Below are 22661 nucleotides of genomic sequence, written 5' to 3'. Positions count from 1 at the left end.
GTGGGACACCCGTCAGTGACATAGACGGAGTGGGACACCCGTCAGTGACATAGACGGAGTGGGACACCCGTCAGTGAGCGCTCGATCCCACCGCTGAACTCGAATCATCCTTGGCACGAATCAGTTTCGATGCGATGAAGCGGCCCAGATCGGCGACGGCGTCTGCTGCTTCCTTGACCAGTGACGCTTGTGCGTGGGCCACGTGCCACAGTCTTGCGTACTCGACCAGGGATACATCGACGCCGGCAGCGGAGAGCTTGTCGGTGAACGTCATGATCTGCGGATAGAGAACTTCTTCGATACCGACGTGAATCCGGGTGGGCGGCAACCCGTCGAGCTTGCCGTGCATCGGTGCGTAGCCGGGATCTGTGCGATCGCCGCCGGCAAGGTAAGCGTCGGCGGCATCGAAGGACCACGCCGTGTTGACCACCAGGTCGGCCTTCTTGGTGGCACCCCGATCGCCGGGATCGACCCACGGTGAGATCAGTGCAAGCGCACCCGGGGTCACACCGTGACGTTCGATCAGACGCAGAGCGGTCGCGGCGGCCAAACCGCCACCGGCCGAATCGCCGGCGATGGCAACGCGGTCTTCGGAATAGTCGAACTCGGTCACCAACTGCATGAAGGCGGAGACCGCGTCGTCGAGAGCGGCGGGATACGGGTTCTCCGGTGCGAGACGGTAGTCCAAGGTGAAGACCGCACTGGACGATTCACGCGCGAGATGCGCTGCGAGAGAACGGTGGGTGGCCAGCGAACCCAGTGTGTACGCACCGCCGTGCAGGTACAGAACTGCGGTGGGGCGCTCGGTTGCGCCGACGGTGATCTTCTCCGCCGGTCGGCAGGCGAGCTCCAGCGGGCGCACGACGGCGCCCGCTGGAACCTGCTGCAGTGGTGCCCCGGCCTCGAGCAGCAGACGTTGAATCCGATAAGGCAGTCGCGAGTTGAAAGCCAGACGGAAGTACGGCTTCAACAAGAACGCGACCACGGGCAGCGGAAGGGTGAACGTGCTCACCGGCAGGGCTCCTGACTCTGTATGCGAACTGCGCTGTAAAACGAATTCAGCTGGACTTGGGCATCATTCGGCCGGCGACGATCGAGACGATGCGCTGGTAGCCCGATCCTACGAGGCGAACCCAGGCGTCGAGTGCGATTGCGTCCATGCCGATGAGAACGCGCGGCTTGCTCTTGCGAACGCCGTTGACGATCGTCTTGGCGGCATCTTCCGGAGTGGTGCGCGCGAGCTTGCGGTCGAAGAACTCGGAGAAGACCGCAAGATCTTCGCCCGGGCCTGCGGTGGCGTTGCGCGCGATGGCGGTCTTGATTCCGCCCGGGTGCACGCAGGTCACCTTCACCGGGTGCTTGGCGATCAGCATTTCCTGTCGAAGTGACTCGGTGAAGCCGCGAACTGCGAACTTAGCCGAGTTGTATGCGCTCTGACCCGGCATCGACAGCAGGCCGAAGAGGCTCGACACGTTCACGATATGCCCGTCGCCGGAGGCGATGACGTGGGGGAGGAATGCCTTGGTGCCGTTGACAACTCCCCAGAAGTCGACGTCCATGACGCGCTCGAAGTCCTTGAACTCGGACTTCTCGAAGGTGCCGTGGTACGCGATTCCGGCGTTGTTGTAGATCTGGTTGACCTTGCCGAAATGGGCGACAACCGCGTCTGCGTACTCGAGAACCGCTTCGCGCTGGGTGACGTCGAGATGGTCCGATTTCACCTCGGCTCCGATGGCCTCCACCAGACGCTTTGTCTCGGCCAGACCCACGGTATCCACGTCGGAGATCGCCAACTTGGCGCCCTGGCCGGCCAGGTTCAGTGCGAGAGCGCGACCGATGCCCGATCCTGCTCCGGTGATGACTACGACCTTGCCTGCAAAATCACTCATTGTGCTACTGCCTTCTCGTCGTCGAGGTCGATCTGTGAAGTGCTCGCGGTGCCGACGGCGCCGAGATCCGAGGTGGCGACGCTGCGGTATGCCGCGAGGTCGAAATGCTTGGTGGCGTTGCGGAACTGGAAGGTGAAGCCCGGCCACAGGGTGGTGTTGTTTCCGTGCTTGTCCATGTACCAGCTGGCGCAACCGCCGTTGTTCCAGACGCTCTTGGACATAGCTGCCTGCAGGTCCTTGTTGTACTTGTCCTGCTTGTCCTTGCGCACCTCGATGGTGCCGATGTCGTACTTGTCGATGGTGGTGATCGCGTCGACCAGGTAATTGATCTGCGACTCGATCATGAAGACCATCGACGAATGTCCGAGGCCGGTGTTGGGTCCGACGAGGAAGAACATGTTGGGGAAGTTGGCAACTGCCGCGCCCTTGTACCCCTGCATGCCGGTCTCTTCGAAGACCTCGGCGAGCGAGCGCCCGTCCTTGCCGAAGATTCCGGCGAAGGTGGGGGAGTCGGTGACGTGGAAACCGGTCGCCACGACGATGGCATCGATCTCACGCGTGGTGCCGGTCTTCGAGACGATCCCGTTGGCGGTGACCTCCTCGATGCCTTCGGTCACCAGGTCGACATTGTCCTGGGCGAGGGTGGGGAAGTAGTTGTTCGAGATCAGCATGCGCTTGCAGCCGATCTGGAAGTTGGGCATGACCTTCTTACGAAGATCCTTGTCCTTGATCTGAGCCTTCAGGTGACGCTCGGCGGCGAACTGCAGCGGCTTCATGAAGACCGGCGCTTTGGCCAGGCCGACGACCTGCGTCTCTCGCATCCAGTAGATGCCGGTGCGGCACAGTTTCTGGAAGCCGGGAAGGTACTTGAACGCGAGGTGCTCGATCTTGGTGTACTCGCGGTCTGCGCGGGGCAGGATCCACGGCGCCGTGCGCTGGTACACGTCGAGATGTGAGACCTTCTTGCCGATGGCGGGCACGATCTGGATGGCCGAGGCGCCGGTTCCGATGACGGCCACGCGCTTGCCGGTCAGATCGGCGTCGTGGTTCCAGCGCGAGGAGTGGAAGATCTCGCCCTTGAAGCCGTCGATTCCCTTGATATCGGGAAGTGAAGGCTCACACAGTGCGCCGACGGCCGAGACGACGATCTTTGCGACGAATTCACCCTTGTTGGTGCTGACGTGCCACTGAGCCGACGACTCGTCCCATCGGGCGGAGAGTACGTCGCAGTCGAAGATGTGCTTGTCGAGCACCTTGTGGCGGTTGGCCACCGACTGGATGTACTTGTAGATCTCGGGCTGGGTGGAGAAAGAGCGTGTCCACTCCGGGTTGAGTGCAAAAGAGTACGAGTACAAATGCGACGGCACGTCACATGCGGCGCCCGGGTAGCTGTTGTCACGCCAGGTTCCGCCGACGTCATTGCCGCGCTCGAGGACAACGTAGTCGGTGATGCCGGCCTGTGCCAGTTTGATCGCCGCACCGAGACCGGCGAAACCACTGCCGATGATCAGTGTGCCGACGTGGCGAGTATCCGCGGCCGGTGCTGAGGTATCTGTAACTGGAAGACTCATGTAGGGAACGATATGCCTTTATTGAGTCACGGTCAATAGCTTATTGACGAATATTCAGTAGTCTATTGGGCATGGACGCAGTAAAGCGAACGCGGCTCGACCCTGCGCAACGCCGAGCGCAACTCATCGACCTCGGGGCGCGGATGCTGGCCGAACGGCCGCTCGAACAGATTTCCGTCGAGGACATCGCCGATCAAGCGGGTGTCTCGCGTGGGCTTCTGTTCCACTACTTCGCGTCGAAAAGCGAGTTCCATCTGGCGATCGTCCGACACAGCAGTGAACAGATGCTCCAGCGCACCGAGCCGAGCGAATCGGACGATCCGATGCTCACCCTCCGGTCAGTGCTGGCGTCGTATGTCGACTACGTGACCGAGAACCGCAATACGTACGTCTCACTGCTCCGGGGGACCGCCAGCGGGGATCCGCAGATGCGCGAGGTGTTCGAGCAGACCCGCGACATCATGGCGAAGAGGACCCTCGATCAGCTCCCGAAGATCGGCCTGACGCGAACGCCTCAGGTGGAGTTGGCCGTTCGCGGTTGGATTGCGTTTGTCGAGGAAGCCACCATCAGTTGGCTCCGCGCGCCGGCCATCGCCCGCGAGGAACTGATCGACCTGACGGTTCAGTCGTTGCCCGCGTTGGCACTGGCCGCCGTCGGTTTCGATGCCGGGCCGGATCTGGGTCTGCTGCAATCGAATTGACATGCACGCAAAAGGCCGGGCCCCACACTCCTTGCGGAATGTGGGGCCCGGCCCTTATTGCTTGCCACTGATCAGTTGGTCGGCAGGAACGCCACCGATCAGTTGGTCGGCAGGAACGCCTCGTCCAAGATCTCCTGCTGCTCCACCGCGTGCACCTTGCTCGATCCCGAGGAGGGAGCGGACATCGGACGACGCGAGATGCGCTTGATGCCGGTCAAGGTCTCCGGCAGAAGGTCCGGCAGTGCCAGTCCGAGGAACGGCCACGCACCCTGGTTCGCGGGTTCTTCCTGGACCCAACGGAACTGATCCGCATTCGGGTAACGGTCCAGGGTCTCCTTGAGGCGACGCTTCGGCACGGGGTAGAGCTGCTCCATACGCACGATGGCGATGTCGTCGCGCTCGTCCTTGTGCTTCTTCGCCAGAAGCTCCCAGTACAGCTTGCCGCTGACCAGCAGAACCCGCTTGACCGATTCGCGTGCGCTTTCACCGCTCTCGTATGCCGGCTCCTCGAAGACCGAACGGAACTTGCCCGTCGTGAAGTCCTCGACGTTGCTGACTGCAGCCTTGTTACGCAGCATCGACTTGGGCGTGAAGACCACCAGCGGACGGCGGATGCCGTCGAGGTGATGGCGACGCAGCAGGTGGAAGTAGCTGGCCGGAGTCGACGGAACCGCAACGGTCATCGAGCCTTCTGCACACAGCTGAAGGAAACGCTCGATGCGACCGGAGGTGTGGTCCGGACCCTGACCCTCGTGACCGTGCGGCAGGAGCAGCACGACGTCGGAGAGCTGACCCCACTTGGCCTCACCCGAAGAGATGAACTCGTCGATGATGGTCTGCGCGCCGTTGACGAAGTCACCGAACTGCGCTTCCCACAGGACCAGAGCGTCGGGGTTACCCACCGAGTAGCCGTACTCGAAGCCCAGACCCGCGTACTCGGTGAGTGCGGAGTCGTAGACCATGAACTTGCCGCCATTTTCGGCGTCGGCAGCGATCTTGGCGATCGGGCTGTACTCGTTGCCGGTCTTGCGGTCGATGAGAACCGAGTGACGCTGCGTGAACGTTCCACGCTTGGAGTCCTGACCCGCGAGGCGGATCAAAGCACCCTGCTCGGCCAACGAGCCGAACGCGAGCAATTCTGCGAACGCCCAGTCGACATGTCCCTCACGGGCCATCTCGCGGCGCTTCTCGGCAACAGGCTTGACGCGCGGGTGAACAGTGAAGCCCTCGGGGACGTTGACGAACGCGTCTCCGATGCGCTCGAGAACCTCGGGAGCGACAGCCGTGGTAAGGCGGGCCGGCGGAGTCTGGTCGAGTTCGACGGACTCGGACGGTTCGGGCTGGAACTTCTCGAGTTCACGGACCTCGTTGAAGACCCGTTCGAGCTGGCCCTGGTAGTCGCGAAGTGCGTCTTCGGCTTCCTTGAGCGAGATGTCACCGCGACCGATGAGGGACTCGGTGTAGCTCTTACGAACGCTGCGCTTGGTGTCGATGACGTCGTACATGGCCGGCTGAGTCATCGACGGGTCGTCGCCCTCGTTGTGACCGCGGCGGCGGTAGCAGATGAGGTCGATGACAACGTCTTTGCCGAACTTCTCACGGAAGTCGACGGCCAGCTGAGCAACCCAGACACAAGCCTCGGGGTCGTCGCCGTTGACGTGGAAGACCGGTGCGGCGATCATCTTCGCGACGTCGGTGCAGTACTCGGACGAACGTGAATGTTCCGGTGCAGTGGTGAAGCCGACCTGGTTGTTCACGACGATGTGCACGGTGCCGCCGGTGCGGTAACCGCGCAGCAGCGAGAGGTTCAGCGTCTCGGCGACAACACCCTGACCTGCGAATGCAGCGTCACCGTGCAGCATGAGCGGCAGGACGGTGAAGCCTTCTTCGCCCTTGTCGAGGATGTCCTGCTTGGCGCGAACTAGGCCTTCGAGAACCGGGTCGACGGCCTCGAGGTGCGACGGGTTTGCGGTCAGTGAGACAGCGATGTCGTTGTCACCGAACATCTGGATGTACGTTCCGCTGGCACCCAAGTGGTACTTCACGTCACCGGAGCCGTGGGCGGCTGCCGGGTTCATGTTGCCCTCGAACTCCGTGAAGATCTTGGAGTACGGCTTGCCGACGATGTTGGCCAGCACGTTGAGTCGACCACGGTGCGGCATACCGATGACGACCTCGTCGAGCTGGTGCTCGGCGGCCTGGTCGATCACGGCGTCCATCATCGGGATGACGGCTTCGGCGCCCTCGAGCGAGAAGCGCTTCTGGCCGACGTACTTGGTCTGCAGGAACGTCTCGAAGGCCTCGGCGGCGTTGAGCTTGCTCAGGATGTACTTCTGCTGAGCGACCGAAGGCTTGGCGTGATGGCCTTCGACGCGGTCCTGGATCCACTGACGCTGATCCGTCTCGAGGATGTGGGTGTACTCGACACCGACGTGGCGGCAGTACGCGTCGCGCAGCACGCTCAACACGTCGCGCAGCTTCATCTTCTCTTGACCGTGGAAGCCGCCGACCTTGAACTCGCGGTCCAGATCCCACAGCGTCAGGCCGTGGCTGATGACGTCGAGGTCGGGGTGGCTGTGGAACTTGTCCTTGACGAACTGCAACGGGTCCGTGTCGGCCATGAGGTGGCCGCGGTCACGGTATGCAGCGATCAGTTCGAGAACACGGGTGTTCTTGTCGACGGCGCCTTCCGGCACGTCCTTGCGCCAACGCACCGGCTCGTACGGGTTGCCGAGCGCGTGGAAGATCTCGTCGTAGAACTCGTCGCTGATCAGCAGGTTGTGGATCGTGCGCAGGAAATCGCCCGACTCCGCACCCTGGATGATGCGGTGATCGTAGGTCGAGGTGAGGGTCATCAGCTTGCCGACGCCCATCTCGGCCAGCTTCTCGTCGCTGGCGCCCTGGAACTCGGCGGGGTATTCCATCGCGCCAGCGCCGATGATGGCGCCCTGGCCCTTCATCAGGCGGGGAACGGAGTGAACCGTGCCGATGCCGCCCGGGTTGGTCAGCGAGATGGTGACGCCGGTGAAGTCTTCGCCGGTGAGCTTGCCTTCGCGTGCACGGCGGACGATGTCCTCGTATGCCGCGTGGAACTGGACGAAGTTCATCGACTCGGTGTTCCGGATGGCGGCAACTACCAGTGAGCGGTTGCCGTCCTTGCCGGGAAGGTCGATTGCGAGTCCGAGATTGGTGTGCTCGGGCGTGACCGCGTTCGGCTTGCCGTCGATTTCGGCGAAGTGCCGGTTCATATTGGGGAACGCGTTGACTGCCTGGATGATCGCGTAACCCAGGAGGTGGGTGAACGAGATCTTGCCGCCACGAGTACGCGCGAGATGGTTGTTGATGACGATGCGGTTGTCGAACATCAGCTTCGCGGGAATGGCACGCACGCTGGTTGCTGTCGGGATCTCGAGTGAGAGCGACATGTTCTTGACGACCGCGGCTGCGGCGCCGCGGAGAACCTTGGTTTCCTCGGCTCCGCCGGCAGGGGCGGGCTTCGCAGAAGCCGCCGCGGGCTTGGCTGCTGCGGGCTTGGCCGGAGCAGCCTTGGCGGCGGGCGCTGCCTTCTTCGCGGGGGCCGGTGCGGCAGCCTTGGCAGGCGGCGCGGGAGGTGCGCTCTTGGGGGTGGGAGGCGTGGCCTTGGAAGCAGCAGGTGGAGCTACAACAGCGGCGGGTGCAGCCGCGTTGCCGTTCGAGGCAGTCCCGTTTCCACCTCCCGTGTTCGCCGAGTCCGGCGCATAATCGGTCAAGAATTCGTGCCAACTGGGATCCACGGACGACGGGTCGTCCTGGAAGCGTTGGTACATCTCGTCAACCAGCCACTGGTTCTGTCCGAATTGGGATGTAGAACTGCTGCTCACGGCAGGTGTTCGCCTCGTTTCTATTTCGGTACCCGATCAGAGCGCCTATATATATGAGATTAGCCCGAGCGTGTGACGAGCAATTGTGCGGCACACAATTTGTGAGCTGTCTCACGGAAGTCCGTGATCTTGCGATCGCGCACTCCCTCTCGGCGGTACAAATCCGTGCCGACTGTCAAACGACGGGGTTGCCTTCGATGACAGTTCTCGACGTCAGATTATTCCCCTCACGTGCCTGCGATGCATCCCAGAGTCCCGAGTAGTGACCACCGGCATACCGCAGAACATCGTGCGGGCCGTATTCAACGATACGTCCCCGGTCAACTACGACAACGAGGTCTGCTCGGGCAGCGGTGGCGAGGCGGTGAGCCACGACGACTGACGTCCGTTTCCGGGTGACCGACCGACTTGCTTCGAGCACCATTCGTTCGGTCGCGGGATCGAGCGTCGCGGTCGCCTCGTCGAGGAGCAGAAGATCCGGGTCGACTAGTTCGGCACGGGCCAATGCGATCAGTTGGCGCTGGCCCGCCGAGAGCCCCTGGCCACGCTCTCCGACGGGATGATTCATGCCTCCACGCATGTCGGCTATCGAATTCAGGGCGCCGACGGAACGCGCCGCTTCCTCGATCTCGGCATGCGAAGCCGAAGGCCTGCCGTACGCGATGTTGTCGGCGACCGTGCCGGTGAACAGATGCGCTTCTTGTGGGACGACGCCGAGGCGACGTCGGTACTGCGGGAGGTGGAAGTTCCGGATGTCGGTTCCGTCCACGTCGACGGATCCGGACGTCGGGTCGTAGAAACGGGCGAGCAACTTCACCACTGTCGACTTACCGGCACCGGTTCGGCCGACGAGAGCGACCGTCGTGCCCGGCGGAATCTGCAGATCGAAGTCGGAGAGCGCGTCGACGTCCGCGCCCGAGTACCGGAACCCGACTCCGTCGAGATGGACGGCGCCGTCGAGCCGTCCGGAAATCGCGATCAGATCCTCGCTGTCGGCAGTCTCGATCGAACTTCGAGTGCGCAGCAGGTCGCCGATTCGTTGCAATCCGACGTTTGCCTGTTGGTAACCATCGAAGACTTGTGAGAGTTGCTGAATCGGTCCGAACAGCAGACCGAGGTAGAGCACGAACGCGATCAGTACGCCGGGCGACGTCGACCCGTTGGCGATCTGGTGCGCGCCGACGAATACGACCGCGGCCAACGCGAGGTCGGACAAGAACGAGATGAATGGGAAGTAGATCGAGATGGCTCGCTGCGACCGCATCCGCGATCGGCGGTAGCTCTCGGAGCGTTCTGCGAACCTGCGCGCCGCACCTTCCTCACGGCGGTAGGCCTGGGCCGCTCGCAGGCCGGCGATGTTCTCCTGGAAGTCGGCATTGACGAGCGAGATCCGCTCGCGGGACTGGCGGTAGGCCACCGAGGAGATCTTGCGGAAGATCACGGTTGCGACCACGAGCGGTGGGATGACGGCCAGCGCCACCAGGCCGAGCGTCACGTCGGTCGCCAGGAGCGCGATCGAAATTCCGCCGACGGTCAGGACGCTCACAATCGCCGTCGACATGCCGGTCTGGATGAACGAAGAGAGCGCGTCGACGTCGGTGGTCATGCGCGTCATGATGCGCCCGGACAGTTCTCGTTCGTAGTAGTCGAGGCCCAACCGCTGCAGGTGCGAGTAGCTGCGGACGCGGAGTCCGAACAACACGCGTTCGCCTGCCCTGGCGGTGAGCACCGTCATGACCGCAACGACAACCCAATCTGCGGCAACCAGGAGCGCGCCGAAAGCCGTCGCAATCCAGAGCGTGCTGCTGTCCGCGGTCACGACCCCGTGGTCGATTGCATATCTGACGAGGGAGGGGAACGCGATCGCGGCAGCCGAGTCCAGAGCAAGACATGCGACAACTGCCAGCAGAACCCAGCGAACCGGCCTCAGGATTTGTCGGAGTGAGAAGTGCGGATTCGATTCGCGCAGACTTTCGGGTGCGACTCCGGGATCTTCGCGAGCGGGCGGAAGAGCGTCGACTGCTGCCCGTAGGGACGGCGTCACCGCGATTCCGCTGAGTGCTCCGGCCATCGGACCGCCGGCACCCTGCGAGGCACTGGTGGTGTTGTCGGCTTCGGATTCCGGTGCCTGCGGCCACAACTGCGCGGTTGTCGGCTCGCGGTGGTCATGATCGAAGGCATCGGAGTCGCCCTGGTCGAGTTCGGCCGGTAGTTCCGATGCGGAGGAGAACAGCGCCCGAAAGAGGGGACATCGCGCTTCCAACTCGTCCACGGTTCCGGAGTCGATGATCCGTCCGCCGTCGAGTACCGCGACCCGGTCCGCCAGCGTGAGGGTGGACCGCCGGTGAGCGAGGATCAGGGTGGTCTGCCGTCGTCTGGCTCGGAACGCGTCGAAGATCGCGGCTTCGGTTGCCGCGTCGACCGCGGAGGTCGCGTCGTCGAGGACCAGGATCCTCGGGTCGACGAGCAGGGCTCTGGCAAGCGCGATGCGCTGACGCTGTCCACCCGACAGCGTCAGGCCGCGTTCGCCCACGACGGTGTCGTACCCGTCCGGGAGTGCCTCGATGAAGGCGTCTGCCTGTGCCAAAGCAGCGGCAGCACGGATCTCCTCGCCGGAGGCGTCCTCGCGGCCAAGCGCGATGTTGGCGGCAATGGTGTCGGAGAACAGGAAAGGCTCGTCGAAGACCAGGCTGACCGCCGCACGAAGCTGCTCGCTACGCAGTTCGGCGATGGGGAACGTCTCGTCGGCTGTATCGACGCTGACCTGACCCGATGTCGGCGCGTAGAACCGGGGGAGAAGCAAAGACAACGCAGTCTTTCCCGACGCAGCCGGCCCTGCGACGGCGACGGTCTCGCCTGGTTCTATGCGGAGGTTCAGCCCGGTCAGGACGTCGCGTTCGGTGTCGAATCCGAATGCCACGTCGTCGAAGGTGACTCCGAGAGGACCGTCGGGCAGGTCCACCGGATGGTCTGGATCGGCGATGTCGGGCTGGGCGTTGATGACGTCGTAGACACGCTCGACAGCGGCGCGCGCCAGCTGCGCCATGACGATGACCGACGACAGAGTTCGGGTGACTCCGGTCATCGTCACGATGTAGGTGGCGAACGCGAGAAACGTTCCCACGGTGATCTTGTCGTGCAGTGCGAGATACCCGCCGAGAGCGATCACTCCCACCTGCCCGAGCTGGGGCAAGGCTGCCATGGTTGGCGCGAATTTCGCGTTCAACCACGCGGCGCGAAGGCGCTCGGAGTACAGCGTGCGGCTATGTTTCTCCAGCTGGTCGACGGCTCGTTGTTCCTGCCCGAATCCCTTGACGACGCGAACGCCGGTGACGGTTTCCTCGACGTGTTGGGCGAGGTCGGCGGCCCGCTGCTGCGCGGACCACGTTGCGGCGAAGAGCATCGGTCGCATCAGGAACACCACCAGCCCTACTGCGGGGATGACGGCGACAGCGACGAGAGTCAACAGCGGCGAGAGCCACGCCATGATGCCGATCGCCAGCACGAATTGCAGGAGCGCTCCCGCGGACATCGGCACCATCGCGAGCAAACCCTGGACGAGCTGCAGATCCGTGATGGACCGGGAGACCACCTGGCCTGTGCGGATCTGATCCTGTCCTCGTCCGTCGAGGCGTTGCAGCGAACCGAGCAGGGCGAGCCGCAAGTCGTGTTGAACGTCGAGCGAGAGTCGGCCGGCAAGCATCCGTCGGCCGTACTGGCACGCGAAGCGGACGATCGCGAGCAACGCGATCGCCAACGCGACGAACCCGATCACCTTGCCAGGGTTCTCCTGGCCGGCGGCGTCGAGCGCATAGCGGGTCAGGAGCGGAAACGAGATGTCGATCGCCGAAGCGATGACGGTGACGAGAAGCGCGCCGATCGCAACTCTCCGGTGCAACCAGCATGCGTGGGCCAAGCGGCGGATCCAGCCCGGAGCTCGATCCGCCTCTCCAACTACCGGACTGCCCGTGTTGATCGTGTTCATCGAGATCCACGGTAGACCCGGCCCCAGACAGCTTTTTCAGGTGATGTCGCGGGTCCGGGTTCGCAGCCAACCGAGCCCGCAGAACAGAACGACCCAAGCGGCCAACATCATCGGGCCACTCGGCCAGGACGCAAAGGCGTCGACGTCGATCGACGGTGCCGCGTTGACGATCGTGCCGATCGTGGCCGACACCGGAAGCGCGGCCCCGATCCCACCGAGATCCATCGCGAGCAGCACTGCGCGGACGATCCATTCACCGAAGACGAACCACAGGATGACCGAGAGGGCACCGGCCATCGACGAACCGGTGAGCAGGGCCACCCCGGCGCCAAGTAGTGCCCACAGCGCACACGCCAGAATGCCTGCGGTGCAGATGGCGAAGAGATCGGTGGTGAAGCTGAAGTCCCGGCCGAAGAGCAACATCGTGCCGATGCTGACTACTTCGACCGCCAGTGCGTAGCCGACGGCAAATACCGCGACGACGGCAAGTTTTGCGCCCAGAACTCCGTCGCGGCCGCGAGCTGTGAGGAACGTTGTGGTGAGAGTCTTGTAGCCGAATTCGGATCCGGCGGTGAGCGCTCCGAAGACAGCCGCGAACACCAGGACAAGCGTGTTCGAGACACCCAGGCTGACGCCGGTGGACACGACATCGACGTCGAAAGTGGTGTCGGCCGAATCGGCCACAACTTCGACGAACGTCCGAGTCGAGGCAGCAATCAGCACAGCCACGACGACCGGTGCGATTGCCAGTGCCCACCAGTAGCGCAGGGTGAGGACTTTGAGTGTCTCCGCGCGCACGAGCGTGGTCATCGGTGTCCTCCGGAAGGTCCGTATGCGGCAGGGCCGTAGTAGCCCGGTCCCGAACCCGGGCCGGGAGGCCGGTGGTAACCGACCTGGGGAACCGCGTACTGCGGTGTTGTCATCGCGAGGAACAGTTGCTCGAGATCTGCGCCTTCGGTCGCGACACCGAAGATCGTGACACCGGCCGCCGACGCCACCGGCGGGAGCACCGACGTATCGGTGCCGCCCACCGCGAGCCGTCCGTCCTGGGTGATCTGGGTGTCGATGATTCCGCGAGCGGCCAATGCCGTGGCGAGGAGCGCTGGGTTGGAACACGAGACGAGCAGTCGACTGCGCTGGGAGCGGCGAAGTTCGTCCATGGTCCCTTGGTAGACGAGTGAGCCGGCGCTGACGATGACCACGCTGTCGACGGTCGCTTCCACTTCACGAAGCGCGTGACTCGAGATCAGAACCGTTCGGCCGGAACCGGCGAAGGTCTGCAGGAACTGACGAAGCCACGCCATGCCCTCGGGGTCGAGTCCGTTCGCGGGTTCGTCGAGCACAAGGATCTCGGGATCACCGAGCATCGCCGTGGCAAGGATCAGGCGTTGGCGCATCCCGAGCGAGAAGGTGCCGGTCTTGTGGGCTCCGACCGAACTCAGACCGACCATTCCCAGTACCTGCGCGGCGCGTTGAGTGGGCATACCGATGGCGGCTGCGTAGATCTCGAGGTGCGCCAGCGCTGTCCGCTTGGGATGGAGACTGCCCACGTCGAGGACGGCACCGACGGTTCGCGCCGGGTTGGGCAGCGAACGCATAGGCGCGCCGTTGATCGTGGCCGATCCCGAAGTCGGCGACACCAGCCCGAGGAGCATCCGCAACGTTGTCGTCTTGCCTGAACCGTTGGGGCCGAGAAACCCGGTGATCGAACCTGCCTGGACGTCGAAGCTCAGGTCGTTGACCGCGTGCGCCGCCTTGAACGTCTTCGTCAACCCACGAATCTCGATGGGCGCAGAGAAGGATCCCATTGCGGTGTTCGTCAATGCTGCTCCCGGGTCGGCGGCGAATACGTGATGCGAGCCTACGGCCCGGACAGCTATCTGCGGATGGCCCGGCGTGTCTGCGTTTCGGGGAGGAGTGCGGCATCGTCGGCAGGCATCACGATGAGGTGATCGGTCCACCTGGCGGGCGCGGGTCCGAAGGCTTCGCGCGCGTTCTTGACGACGCCCTTGCCGATGGCCCGGTTACCCGCGCCACCGATGACGGCACCGATCCCGGCGGGAACGAGCTTGCCGAGGATCAGTGCGCTGCGCCTGGCGGCGTACTTGGTCACGAACTTCCGCACGAGGGTGCTGTTCATTCCCTTCATCGTGGGTCCGGGAATCTTGCTCGTGATCGCGGTTCCCCAGTTCTTGGCCGTGATTCCGGTGGCCTTCTGGACGATCTCCATGCCGGATTCGCCGAGGGCGACTGCCAGGACCAGGGCGCGTCGTTGCTGGTGATCCTGCACGGAGATTCCGTGCACTGACGCAATCGCCAACGTCAGCAGCGCCGACGCTTCGAGGAAGAAAGCCGATTCCGCACCGACGGCAGCGATGGACGCGACCGTTCCGACGCCCGGCACCGCGGCCGTGGCACCGACGGCACTGCCGCTTCCGGTCACGGCGAGAATGAACATCTTCTCCATCCGCTCGACGATCTGAGCGGGTGACTCGTCGGGGTGCGCCTTACGGACATGGTTGACGTATTTGGCCACTGCGGGCGCTTGCAGGCGGCTTCCGTTGTCGAGAACGGAAACGAGGACCTTCTCGATACGCCCGCTGTCGTTGTTCGTCGACTTGCTCATTGCTGCCCCTCCACAGTTGTCCTCCTCTGAAGCGAGGTGGACCGTATCTCGAGAATAGGTGAAGTTTTCGGTAGCGGCGGTGATCGCAGGGGCCATAGGCTCGTACGAGACTCGGTTTTCTTCGTGAGTTTTCCCAGGCAGGAGTTCGAGTGTTATGACCGCCACTTCGGAACCTCGTTCGACGACCATCTGGCCGACACTGCGCTACCTCGACGCCCGATCGGCAATCCACTTTCTGGTGAGCACCTTCGGTTTCGTGGAGAAGGCCGTCTACGGAGAGGGGGACGTGGTCGACCACGCCCAACTCGACTGGCCCGGCGGTGGCGGCATCATGCTGGGTTCCCCGCGGACCGATTCGGCGATCGCCGGCCTACCACCCGGAATCGGTTCGGTGTACATCGTGGTGGACGACGCAGACGCCGCCGATGCACTCTACGAACGCGCTGTCGCGGCCGGTGCCACGATCACGCAGGGATTGCGCGACGAAGACTACGGTTCGCGAGGTTTCACCTGCCGTGATCCAGAAGGTGTGTACTGGAGTTTCGGGACGTACGCAGGGGAGTAGCGTCGCCCCGATCTATCTGGTGGCCCAGTGCTGCGCTGGAACCACTTCCGACGGGATGGGCGGATGAGGCGGTGTGCCGTCCCCGAACGGTCGGCCGCCCAACTGTTCGCGGCCGTGTGGTTCGAGCCAGTGCGTCAATTCCGGTCCCTTGGGCACGATTCCGGAGGGATTGATCTCGGAATGCACGATGTAGTAGTGAGCTTTGATCTGTGTGAAGTCGATGGTGTCACCGAATCCGGGAGTCTGGAACAGATCGCGCGCGTAGTCCCACAGCACCGGCATCTCGCTGAGTTTGCTTCTGTTGCACTTGAAGTGGCCGTGATAGACGGGATCGAATCGCGCCAGTGTCGTGAACAGGCGTACGTCAGCTTCGGTGATGGTGTCGCCTACCAGGAAGCGTTGCCGCGCAAGACGTTCGGTGAGCCAATCGAGACGGGCGAACAGCGTGTCGTATGCCTCGTCGTAGGCCTGCTGTGAACCGGCGAACCCGCAGCGGTAGACGCCGTTGTTCACGTCGCGGAACACGTACTCGGCTACTTCGTCGATCTTGTTTCGCAGAGGCTCCGGGTACAGATCCGGTGCACCTTCGCGGTGGTACTTCTTCCACTGCGTCGAGAAGTCGAGGGTGATCTGTGGGTAGTCGTTCGTGACCACCTTGCCCGTGGAGATCTCCACCATGGCGGGTACCGTGATTCCCCTGGGGTAGTCGGGATCTCGGGCGAAGTACGCGTCCTGTAGTCGTGGGATCTTCAGTACCGGATCGACGCCACCGGGATCGAGATCGAAGGTCCAGCTTCGCTTGTCGTGGACCGGACCGCAGATGCCCATCGACAGTACGTCTTCGAGGCCGAGCAGGCGGCGGACGATGATGGCGCGGTTTGCCCAGGGGCAGGCACGCGCCACGATCAACCGGTATCGCCCCGGTTCGACGGGGTAACCGTCGCGACCGTCCTCGGTGATCCGGGTCTGGATGTAGTTGGTGTCGCGCTTGAATTCACGACCCTCTTCGACGAATGTCGGTTCGCTCGCGCCATCTTCCGTACTCATCTGCGGTTCCTCTCGTTCGAGTGTCAACTGGGCAGGTGCACGTGTACCCGAGCGTATGCCCCCAGAACGTCGAATTTGGCTTTACGTGGAAGCGTTGCGCTGATCGCACTGCCCCGACTCGTGCGTAGTTGTGGGATCAATCCCGAATCCAGTGCGTCCTCCGCGGCCAGAAGTGTTACTCCGCAGCCGATTCCGCGCCGGCGGTGCGCTGGGGCTGTCAGGGTCGTGAGATCTGCCACGAAACCTTGGAATTCGGAGTACGCCGCGCATCCGAGTACCTCGTTGTCATCGGTGAGTGCGGTGAACCACCGCGTGCGGGTCTCGAGGTCGGCGGTGGTGCTGTCGTCGGGTGGGCACAGAGCGGCAACGGCGAGGGCGTCGTCGACCTCGTGGGAGATCAACAGTTGTTCCTCTGGTGGTGTCTCGGTGTAGTCGCCGAGGAAAGCGAGGTCGACGGGTCCGGTGATTCGGCCGCCATGATCGCCGGTGATGTCGAGTAGACGCGCAGGTTGTAGTAGCGCTTCGACGGAGATGTCCGTCGTGCGCTCGATGAACCACTGTGGTCCGACAATCGCGCCACCGCCGGCCAGGTCCAGCACGTGGATGTCGGCGCTTACCACTCTGGCGGTGTGTGCTGGTCGCAACGCGGAGTCGCCGAGGCCCAGTTCGCGTGCCCATGCGAGTCGGATGATGTCGAGGTGATGATCGTCCACTCGCTACAGGCTAGTCCGGTTCGAACGGGTTGATCGAGATGGCCGAAGGTCGTATATTCCATGTGGACTATTTCGCGTGGAATAGTCAAGAAATAGTCAAATACGGCTCGTCAGGCACCTGCGGCCTGTCAGGGAGGGGGACTCATGGGTGACGTGTCACTGACGCCTTTGGGAATCACCGTTCTGGGCCTGCTGTCCGAGCGTTCGATGCACCCGTACGAGATGTATCAACTCGCCTCGGTTCGACGGGGCGATCAGCTGGTGAAGATCAAGCCGGGATCGCTCTATCACACGGTCTCCCGGCTGGAGAAGCAGGAATTGCTGGCTTCGATCGGGACCGATCGTGAGGGCAATCGACCGGAACGGACGACGTACGAGATCACCGCCCGAGGCCGTGATGCTCTCGAGCACCAACTACGTGAGATGTTGGCGGTTCCGGTGCGGGAGTATCCGCGGTTGCCGCTCGCGCTCGCCGAAATGCACAACCTCTCCGCATCGACTGCGTGTCAGATGCTTCGGATCCGTCTCGCACACCTCGACAAGACGATTGCGAAATTCGAGGTCGACTACGAAGCGGTGAAGGCCGCGGAAAAACCACGAATCTTCACGGTGGGTGCGGACTACGCCCACGCACTCACGATCGCCGAAAGAGAGTGGATCGGCGCGTTGGTGACAGACATCGAGAGCGGCGAAATGCCCTGGCTCTCACAAGAACTTCTCGACCGGCTGGCCGGCTCCGCAGGCTCGTCCGCACTACCTAAGGACTGAAGATGGAAAAGCAGGTCAATCCCTGGCACGCGCTGTGGGCGCTGTGTATCGGGTTCTTCATGATTCTGGTGGACAGCACCATCGTTGCTGTCGCCAACCCTGCGATCATGGAGGACCTCGGCACCGACATCAACAAGGTCGTCTGGGTCACCAGCGCGTACCTGCTGGCGTACGCGGTGCCGCTGCTCGTCACCGGCCGACTCGGTGACAGGTTCGGACCGAAGAACCTGTACATGATCGGCCTCGTACTGTTCACCGGCGCATCACTGTGGTGTGGTCTGTCCGGCAGCGTCGAGATGCTCATCGTGGCAAGGGCTTTCCAGGGCTTCGGTGCCGCAATGATGACTCCGCAGACCATGGCGGTCATCACGCGCACCTTCGCGCCGAACAAGCGTGGTGCCGCAATGGGCCTGTGGGGCGCCGTTGCCGGCGTTGCGACGCTGGTCGGTCCGCTTGCCGGTGGTGTGTTGGTCGACAATCTCGGCTGGGAATGGATCTTCATCGTCAACGTCCCGGTTGGTGTCATCGCTTTCCTGCTCGCCTGGAAGCTGGTTCCGTCGCTGCCGACGAGCGAGCACAAGTTCGACATCCCCGGCGTGATCCTCAGCGCCGCAGGCATGTTCCTGCTCGTGTTCGGAATCCAGGAAGGCAGTTCGTACGACTGGAACGGATTCGTCTGGAGTCTGATCGGCGCCGGTGTGGTGTTGCTCGCGGTGTTCGTGTTCTACCAGTCGCGCAACAAGAACGAGCCGTTGCTTCCCCTCGAACTCTTCAAGGACCGCAACTTCTCACTCGCCAATGTCGCCATCACCGCGATGGGCTTCGCGATCACGTCGATGGTCCTTCCGCTGATGTTCTACACCCAGGCAGTTCGCGGACTCTCCCCGACGCAGTCGGCGCTCCTCCTCGTTCCGATGGCCGTGCTGACCGGCATCTTTGCCCCGATCATCGGCAAGCTCGTCGACAAGACGCATCCGCGCTACATTGCGGGCACCGGCTTCCTGCTGTTCGCGATCGCCCTGGGCTGGCTGGCACTGGTGATGTCTCCCGACGTCGCGATCTGGGAACTGCTTCTGCCGATCGGTCTGATCGGCTTCGCCAACGCGTGCATCTGGTCTCCGCTCGCGGCCACCGCCACACATAACCTGCCTCCGATGCAGGCGGGCGCGGGCGCCGGCGTCTACAACACCACCAGGCAGGTGGGTGCGGTTCTCGGCAGCGCTGCGATCGGCGCTCTGATCACCGCGCGATTGGCTGCCCAGGGTCTGACCGGCGGTAGTTCCGAAGCCGGGGTGGGTCACCTACCCGAGTTCGTCCGTGAACCGTTCAGCACGGCGATGTCGGAGTCGATCTGGCTGCCCGCAGGTGTGCTGCTCATCGGTTTCGTCGCCTCGGTGTGCTTCGCTCGGCCTCTACGCGGCGACGCCCACGACGACGCGATGGCCGTCAGTGCCGAAGCGCGTCGGGAAACATCACTGCGCGATTGAGATAGTCGCTCGGGTCAAGGGCTCGCTTGATCGCCCACATCGTGGCTATGTCCTCCGCCGAGAGCGCCAGGTCCAGATAGTTGCGTTTGAGCGAGCCCACTCCGTGCTCGGAGCTGACGTTTCCACCGTGATCGCGAACCAGTTCGAGGACGTTGCGGTAGACAGTGTCGGCGTTCGGGCAGTTCAGGACATTGAGGTGGATGTTTCCCTCGGCGATGTGTCCGAAGAGAACGGGGATCGCCTCCGGTGCGCGATTCGCGATCACCGCGGCGGCGTCCTCGGCAAAGGTTGCGAGCGAGTCCAGGGGCAGTGCCGCATCGAATTTCAGTGGGGGACCGAAGAGTCCGACCACTTCGGCGAAGCATTCCCTCGCCGCCCACAAGCGCGTCGAACTTGGGCCGTCGACTGCCACCGACGGAGTTTCCGGCGGGGCGATGCGTTCGAGTGCTTCGGCCAGGCTTTCCATCGGATCGTGAGCCGCGGATACCTCGGCGAGGAGATACCACGCGCGCCCCGTCGGCACTGCCGCGTTCAACCGTCGTGCGGCCAGTTCGAGTCCGCGGCCGTCCAACAATTCCAGTGCGTCGACGCCGTCGAGAGTGCGCAACGTTCGCCCCGCGTCGACGACGTCCTCCAGCCTGTCGAAACCGGTCAGTGTCGTGACCCGGTGTGCCGGCACCTGGCGCAGTTTCAGATCGACTGCCGTGACCACACCAAGAGTTCCTTCGCTGCCCACCCACAGTGCAGGCAGGTTGTATCCGGAATTGTCGGCCAACACTTTCGGTGACCGGCGCATCGTGGTTCCGTCGGGGATCACTACCTCGAGGCCGAGCACCTGTTCGGCCATGTTCCCGTATCGAACCGTGTGCAAGCCACCGGCATTGGTGGAGACCATGCCGCCGATGGTCGCCGTGTCCCGTGACGCTATGTCGACGCCGAATTTCAGGCGGGCGTCGGCCGCAGCGGAATGTACCTGCGCGAGTGTCACTCCCGCGCCGACGGTGATCCGCCTGCCAGCCGCGTCGACTTCACCGATCGTCGTGAGACGTTCGGTGGAGAGCAGGACGTCGTCGTGCTCCGGCACCGCGCCCGCGACCAGGCCGGTTCGTCCGCCCTGAACGGTGACCGGTACACCGTGGGAGCGGCACACGTTCAGCACTGCCGAGACTTCGGCGGTATTTCCGGGTCGGACCAGGGCGCTGGCGTGCCCGCTGTAGCGCCCCGTCTGGTCGGTGGAACGGGTCGCCAACACGTCGGTGTCGTCGACGACGAACCGGTGTCCCACAACGTCCGCGAGCGCATTTCTCAGACCGTCCACCCGACGATCGTAGGCCGGTTCCATGTGGCAGTGTGGCGGCATGACTGCTCCCGAATCGCACCCCACCCGTCTCGAGCGCTTCACCACCGATGGTGGTGCCGAGGTGGCTGTCCTGACGTTCGCGCACGGACCACTCAATCTGTTCGATCAGGCCATGTTCGACGCGGTCATCGCCGACGTTGCAGCGTTGACCGAGAATCCGCCGCGAGCTGTCCTCCTGCGCGCGGAGGGCAAGGTCAACTCGGCCGGCGTCGACGTCCACGTCTTCGACGGACTGAACCCGGAGCAGGGCGCGGAGTTGTGGCGCGAACTGTTCGCCCAGATCTGCCATCCGCTCGAGGCATTGCCGTGCCCGGTGATCTACGCGGCGCACGGGTTGACTCTGACTGCGGCATTCGAGATCTCCTTGGCCTGCGACATCATCCTCGCGGGGCCCAAGGCAAAGTTCGGGCTGGTCGAGACTGTGGTCGGTCTGACGCCGTCTATGGGCGGACCGCAACGCCTGGCCGAGCGCGCCGGTTCCGGACGGGCTCGGGAGTTGGTCATGACCGGCGATCTGTACGACGCCGCAACCCTGCACGCCTGGGGCGTCGTCAATGCAGTCCACGACGACGTCGACGGTGCGGCGCGGTCCCTCGCGACCAGGTTGGCGGACGGACCCACGCGAGCCCACGACGCCACCAAGCAGATCGTGGCGGCGTGGCGTTCCGGCGGCATCGCTCATGCAGATTCGGTGACTCCCGGGGTGTCCGGTGCGCTGTTCGACACCGACGACCTGCGCGGCGCCGTCCGCAGTTTCCTCGACGTCGGCCCGGGTAAGGCCGTCTACTCCGGAAATTAGATATCCGACATTTATCGTCAGAGACCTCCACGAACTGTGATCCACGTCATATAGTCGAAGGGCCGGTGGGTTCGTCAGTGACGTGGAGGTATCGATGCGGTCGACGCTTGTGGAATACCCGTGTTCAAATCTGCTCCTCGCCGACGCCCGCGTCACTCGCGCGGGTGACGGGGTGCTCCGGTACAGCCAACTGGACCCGTCGCTGTCCGAACTCCTCGATATCGCCGTCCATCGGTTCTCTTCACGCATTGCGGTCGAGGAGGTCGACGGCGAGCAGGTCACCTTCGCGGAACTGTGGGCCGAAGCGTCGCGGGTCGCAGGCGGGTTGAAGTCGCGAGGCGTCGAGATCGGCGATCGTGTGGCGATTCGTTTCGCTGCGGGGGTGCGATGGATGGAGGGGTGCCTCGGCGTCATCCTCGCGGGAGGTGTCCCGGTCTCTGTCGGTGTGCACCTGAGTGACGATGCAGCGGACTTCGTCATCGCGGACAGTGGCTCGGTGCTCGTGCTCGATGGTGAACTCCCACAAGGTGTTCCGTTCATCGACGACGGTGCGGCCCCGGACGAGATGGCTATCCTCGCGTACACCGCCGATTCTTCGGGCGAGATGCTGGGCGTCGAGTTGAGTAACGAGAACGTGCTCTCCGCTATCGTCGGTATTCTGCACTCGCGCGACTACGGCGTCGAAGGTGTGCGGAATCTGCTGGTGGACAATGATTTCAAGTCTGTGCGTCAGTTCGTGCACGTGCTCGCGACGCTGGTGGTCGGTGGAACGGTGGTCCTCGCCGGCGACTTCTGGCGCGAGAGTGTGCATACCGTCGACATCGTGACCGGGCGGCCCGAGGACTTGCTCGAGCCACGGTTGCTCACGCTCGGACCGGCGGCGCGTGCCGGTTCGAGGTCGGTGCAGTGGATCGACTGTAGCGGATCGCCGATCACGGCCGAGCAAGAAGCGAAGCTGCTGACGATGTTCCCGGCCGCTCGACATGTGATCGGTTGGGGTAAAACCGAAACCTGTGGGGCCGGTCTCATTCTGCCGGCCGAGTCGGCACCCACACACCTCGGCAGCGTCGGAATCGCCTTCGGCGGAATGGAAGTGGCGTTGTACGGCCCGGACGCGCCGGGTGGTTTCGGTGAGTTGCTGTGCCGCGGGCCGAGTGTCACGCGTCGGTATTGGAATTCGCCGGAAGCGACCTCGCAGAGATTCACCCAGGGGTGGTTCTGCACTCACGACACCGCGCAGATCGACCCCGATGGCTTCGTCCGTATTGTCGAACGCAACGTCGCGTAGTC

The 22661-nt window shown here is 63.5% G+C and carries 17 protein-coding genes; 6 read left to right on the top strand and 11 right to left on the bottom strand.

The window, feature by feature from the left end; all coding sequences use genetic code 11:
* Nucleotides 1-70 precede the first annotated feature (70 nt).
* From R4P65_RS28695 to R4P65_RS28685, 3 genes are read right to left on the bottom strand one after another with little or no spacing between them, the layout of a single operon-like run.
* The gene (locus tag R4P65_RS28695; protein ID WP_230817420.1) at nucleotides 71-1012 is read right to left on the bottom strand and encodes an alpha/beta hydrolase fold domain-containing protein; all 942 of its coding nucleotides are present in this window, start codon (nucleotides 1010-1012) and stop codon (nucleotides 71-73) included.
* Nucleotides 1013-1058: 46 nt separating this feature from the next.
* On the bottom strand, nucleotides 1059-1889 hold the full coding sequence (locus tag R4P65_RS28690; RefSeq protein WP_230817421.1) for an SDR family NAD(P)-dependent oxidoreductase: 831 nt from the start codon (nucleotides 1887-1889) through the stop codon (nucleotides 1059-1061).
* The gene (locus R4P65_RS28685; RefSeq protein WP_317829029.1) at nucleotides 1886-3460 is read right to left on the bottom strand and encodes an NAD(P)/FAD-dependent oxidoreductase; all 1575 of its coding nucleotides are present in this window, start codon (nucleotides 3458-3460) and stop codon (nucleotides 1886-1888) included. Before R4P65_RS28685 ends, R4P65_RS28690 begins: the two co-directional genes overlap by 4 nt.
* Nucleotides 3461-3531: 71 nt before the next feature.
* On the opposite strand from R4P65_RS28685, the gene R4P65_RS28680 reads away from it, so the two are divergent.
* Nucleotides 3532-4161: a TetR/AcrR family transcriptional regulator gene (locus R4P65_RS28680; RefSeq protein WP_054187351.1), complete on the top strand. Its 630-nt coding sequence runs from the start codon at nucleotides 3532-3534 to the stop codon at nucleotides 4159-4161.
* 98 nt (nucleotides 4162-4259) lie between these two features.
* Here R4P65_RS28680 and R4P65_RS28675 read toward each other — a convergent pair whose 3' ends face one another.
* The 5 genes from R4P65_RS28675 to R4P65_RS28655 all read right to left on the bottom strand — a co-directional run bounded on the left by R4P65_RS28675 (nucleotide 4260) and on the right by R4P65_RS28655 (nucleotide 14632).
* On the bottom strand, nucleotides 4260-8021 hold the full coding sequence (locus tag R4P65_RS28675; RefSeq protein ID WP_317829028.1) for a multifunctional oxoglutarate decarboxylase/oxoglutarate dehydrogenase thiamine pyrophosphate-binding subunit/dihydrolipoyllysine-residue succinyltransferase subunit: 3762 nt from the start codon (nucleotides 8019-8021) through the stop codon (nucleotides 4260-4262).
* 175 nt (nucleotides 8022-8196) lie between these two features.
* Nucleotides 8197-12006, bottom strand: a complete 3810-nt coding sequence (locus R4P65_RS28670; RefSeq protein WP_317829027.1) for an ABC transporter ATP-binding protein — start codon at nucleotides 12004-12006, stop codon at nucleotides 8197-8199.
* A gap of 36 nt (nucleotides 12007-12042) precedes the next feature.
* Nucleotides 12043-12816 (bottom strand): ABC transporter permease, encoded by a 774-nt coding sequence (locus R4P65_RS28665; protein ID WP_317829026.1) that lies wholly within the window; start codon nucleotides 12814-12816, stop codon nucleotides 12043-12045.
* Nucleotides 12813-13814: an ABC transporter ATP-binding protein gene (locus R4P65_RS28660; protein WP_317829050.1), complete on the bottom strand. Its 1002-nt coding sequence runs from the start codon at nucleotides 13812-13814 to the stop codon at nucleotides 12813-12815. The genes R4P65_RS28665 and R4P65_RS28660 overlap by 4 nt, the downstream gene beginning before the upstream one ends.
* A 68-nt stretch (nucleotides 13815-13882) precedes the next feature.
* Nucleotides 13883-14632 (bottom strand): hypothetical protein, encoded by a 750-nt coding sequence (locus R4P65_RS28655; RefSeq protein WP_230817426.1) that lies wholly within the window; start codon nucleotides 14630-14632, stop codon nucleotides 13883-13885.
* Between the two features lie 154 nt (nucleotides 14633-14786).
* Between R4P65_RS28655 and R4P65_RS28650 the strand changes: the two genes are divergently transcribed.
* Nucleotides 14787-15197, top strand: coding sequence for a VOC family protein (locus R4P65_RS28650; RefSeq protein ID WP_317555185.1), 411 nt, complete (start codon nucleotides 14787-14789; stop codon nucleotides 15195-15197).
* Nucleotides 15198-15209: 12 nt separating this feature from the next.
* Here the strand turns inward: R4P65_RS28650 and R4P65_RS28645 are convergent, their stop codons facing one another.
* Complete coding sequence (locus tag R4P65_RS28645; RefSeq protein WP_317829025.1) at nucleotides 15210-16244, bottom strand: glutathione S-transferase family protein; 1035 nt, start codon at nucleotides 16242-16244, stop codon at nucleotides 15210-15212.
* 23 nt (nucleotides 16245-16267) lie between these two features.
* Complete coding sequence (locus R4P65_RS28640) at nucleotides 16268-16957, bottom strand: GNAT family acetyltransferase (RefSeq protein WP_317829024.1); 690 nt, start codon at nucleotides 16955-16957, stop codon at nucleotides 16268-16270.
* A gap of 144 nt (nucleotides 16958-17101) precedes the next feature.
* Between R4P65_RS28640 and R4P65_RS28635 the strand changes: the two genes are divergently transcribed.
* Both R4P65_RS28635 and R4P65_RS28630 read left to right on the top strand, forming a co-directional pair.
* Nucleotides 17102-17725: a PadR family transcriptional regulator gene (locus tag R4P65_RS28635; RefSeq protein ID WP_230817430.1), complete on the top strand. Its 624-nt coding sequence runs from the start codon at nucleotides 17102-17104 to the stop codon at nucleotides 17723-17725.
* Nucleotides 17726-17727: 2 nt separating this feature from the next.
* Nucleotides 17728-19212, top strand: a complete 1485-nt coding sequence (locus tag R4P65_RS28630; RefSeq protein WP_230817431.1) for a DHA2 family efflux MFS transporter permease subunit — start codon at nucleotides 17728-17730, stop codon at nucleotides 19210-19212.
* Here R4P65_RS28630 and R4P65_RS28625 read toward each other — a convergent pair.
* Nucleotides 19172-20572, bottom strand: coding sequence for an FAD-binding oxidoreductase (locus R4P65_RS28625; protein WP_317829023.1), 1401 nt, complete (start codon nucleotides 20570-20572; stop codon nucleotides 19172-19174). The two genes, R4P65_RS28630 and R4P65_RS28625, sit on opposite strands and share 41 nt — an antisense overlap.
* Here R4P65_RS28625 and R4P65_RS28620 point away from each other — a divergent pair.
* Together R4P65_RS28620 and R4P65_RS28615 are read left to right on the top strand one after the other, a co-directional pair.
* A complete protein-coding gene (locus R4P65_RS28620; protein WP_317829022.1) occupies nucleotides 20571-21371 on the top strand; it encodes an enoyl-CoA hydratase/isomerase family protein in 801 nt (266 codons plus the stop codon). The two genes, R4P65_RS28625 and R4P65_RS28620, sit on opposite strands and share 2 nt — an antisense overlap.
* A gap of 94 nt (nucleotides 21372-21465) precedes the next feature.
* A complete protein-coding gene (locus R4P65_RS28615; protein WP_317829021.1) occupies nucleotides 21466-22659 on the top strand; it encodes a class I adenylate-forming enzyme family protein in 1194 nt (397 codons plus the stop codon).
* Nucleotides 22660-22661 lie beyond the last annotated feature (2 nt).

The organism is Rhodococcus sp. IEGM 1318 (assembly GCF_033142465.1).
GTDB classification, from domain to species: domain Bacteria; phylum Actinomycetota; class Actinomycetes; order Mycobacteriales; family Mycobacteriaceae; genus Rhodococcus_F; species Rhodococcus_F qingshengii_B.
This window is presented reverse-complemented; position numbering and strand designations above follow the sequence as displayed.

Bases quoted from the DNA above. Each gene is read 5' to 3' on its own strand.
- R4P65_RS28650 (WP_317555185.1), top strand. From the start codon at position 14,787: ATGACCGCCACTTCGGAACCTCGTTCGACGACCATCTGGCCGACACTG.
- R4P65_RS28690 (WP_230817421.1), bottom strand. From the start codon at position 1,889: ATGAGTGATTTTGCAGGCAAGGTCGTAGTCATCACCGGAGCAGGATCG.
- R4P65_RS28630 (WP_230817431.1), top strand. From the start codon at position 17,728: ATGGAAAAGCAGGTCAATCCCTGGCACGCGCTGTGGGCGCTGTGTATC.
- R4P65_RS28635 (WP_230817430.1), top strand. From the start codon at position 17,102: ATGGGTGACGTGTCACTGACGCCTTTGGGAATCACCGTTCTGGGCCTG.
- R4P65_RS28620 (WP_317829022.1), top strand. From the start codon at position 20,571: ATGACTGCTCCCGAATCGCACCCCACCCGTCTCGAGCGCTTCACCACC.
- R4P65_RS28685 (WP_317829029.1), bottom strand. From the start codon at position 3,460: ATGAGTCTTCCAGTTACAGATACCTCAGCACCGGCCGCGGATACTCGC.
- R4P65_RS28615 (WP_317829021.1), top strand. From the start codon at position 21,466: ATGCGGTCGACGCTTGTGGAATACCCGTGTTCAAATCTGCTCCTCGCC.
- R4P65_RS28665 (WP_317829026.1), bottom strand. From the start codon at position 12,816: ATGACCACGCTCGTGCGCGCGGAGACACTCAAAGTCCTCACCCTGCGC.
- R4P65_RS28670 (WP_317829027.1), bottom strand. From the start codon at position 12,006: ATGAACACGATCAACACGGGCAGTCCGGTAGTTGGAGAGGCGGATCGA.
- R4P65_RS28655 (WP_230817426.1), bottom strand. From the start codon at position 14,632: ATGAGCAAGTCGACGAACAACGACAGCGGGCGTATCGAGAAGGTCCTC.
- R4P65_RS28645 (WP_317829025.1), bottom strand. From the start codon at position 16,244: ATGAGTACGGAAGATGGCGCGAGCGAACCGACATTCGTCGAAGAGGGT.
- R4P65_RS28680 (WP_054187351.1), top strand. From the start codon at position 3,532: ATGGACGCAGTAAAGCGAACGCGGCTCGACCCTGCGCAACGCCGAGCG.
- R4P65_RS28660 (WP_317829050.1), bottom strand. From the start codon at position 13,814: ATGGGATCCTTCTCTGCGCCCATCGAGATTCGTGGGTTGACGAAGACG.
- R4P65_RS28625 (WP_317829023.1), bottom strand. From the start codon at position 20,572: ATGCCGCCACACTGCCACATGGAACCGGCCTACGATCGTCGGGTGGAC.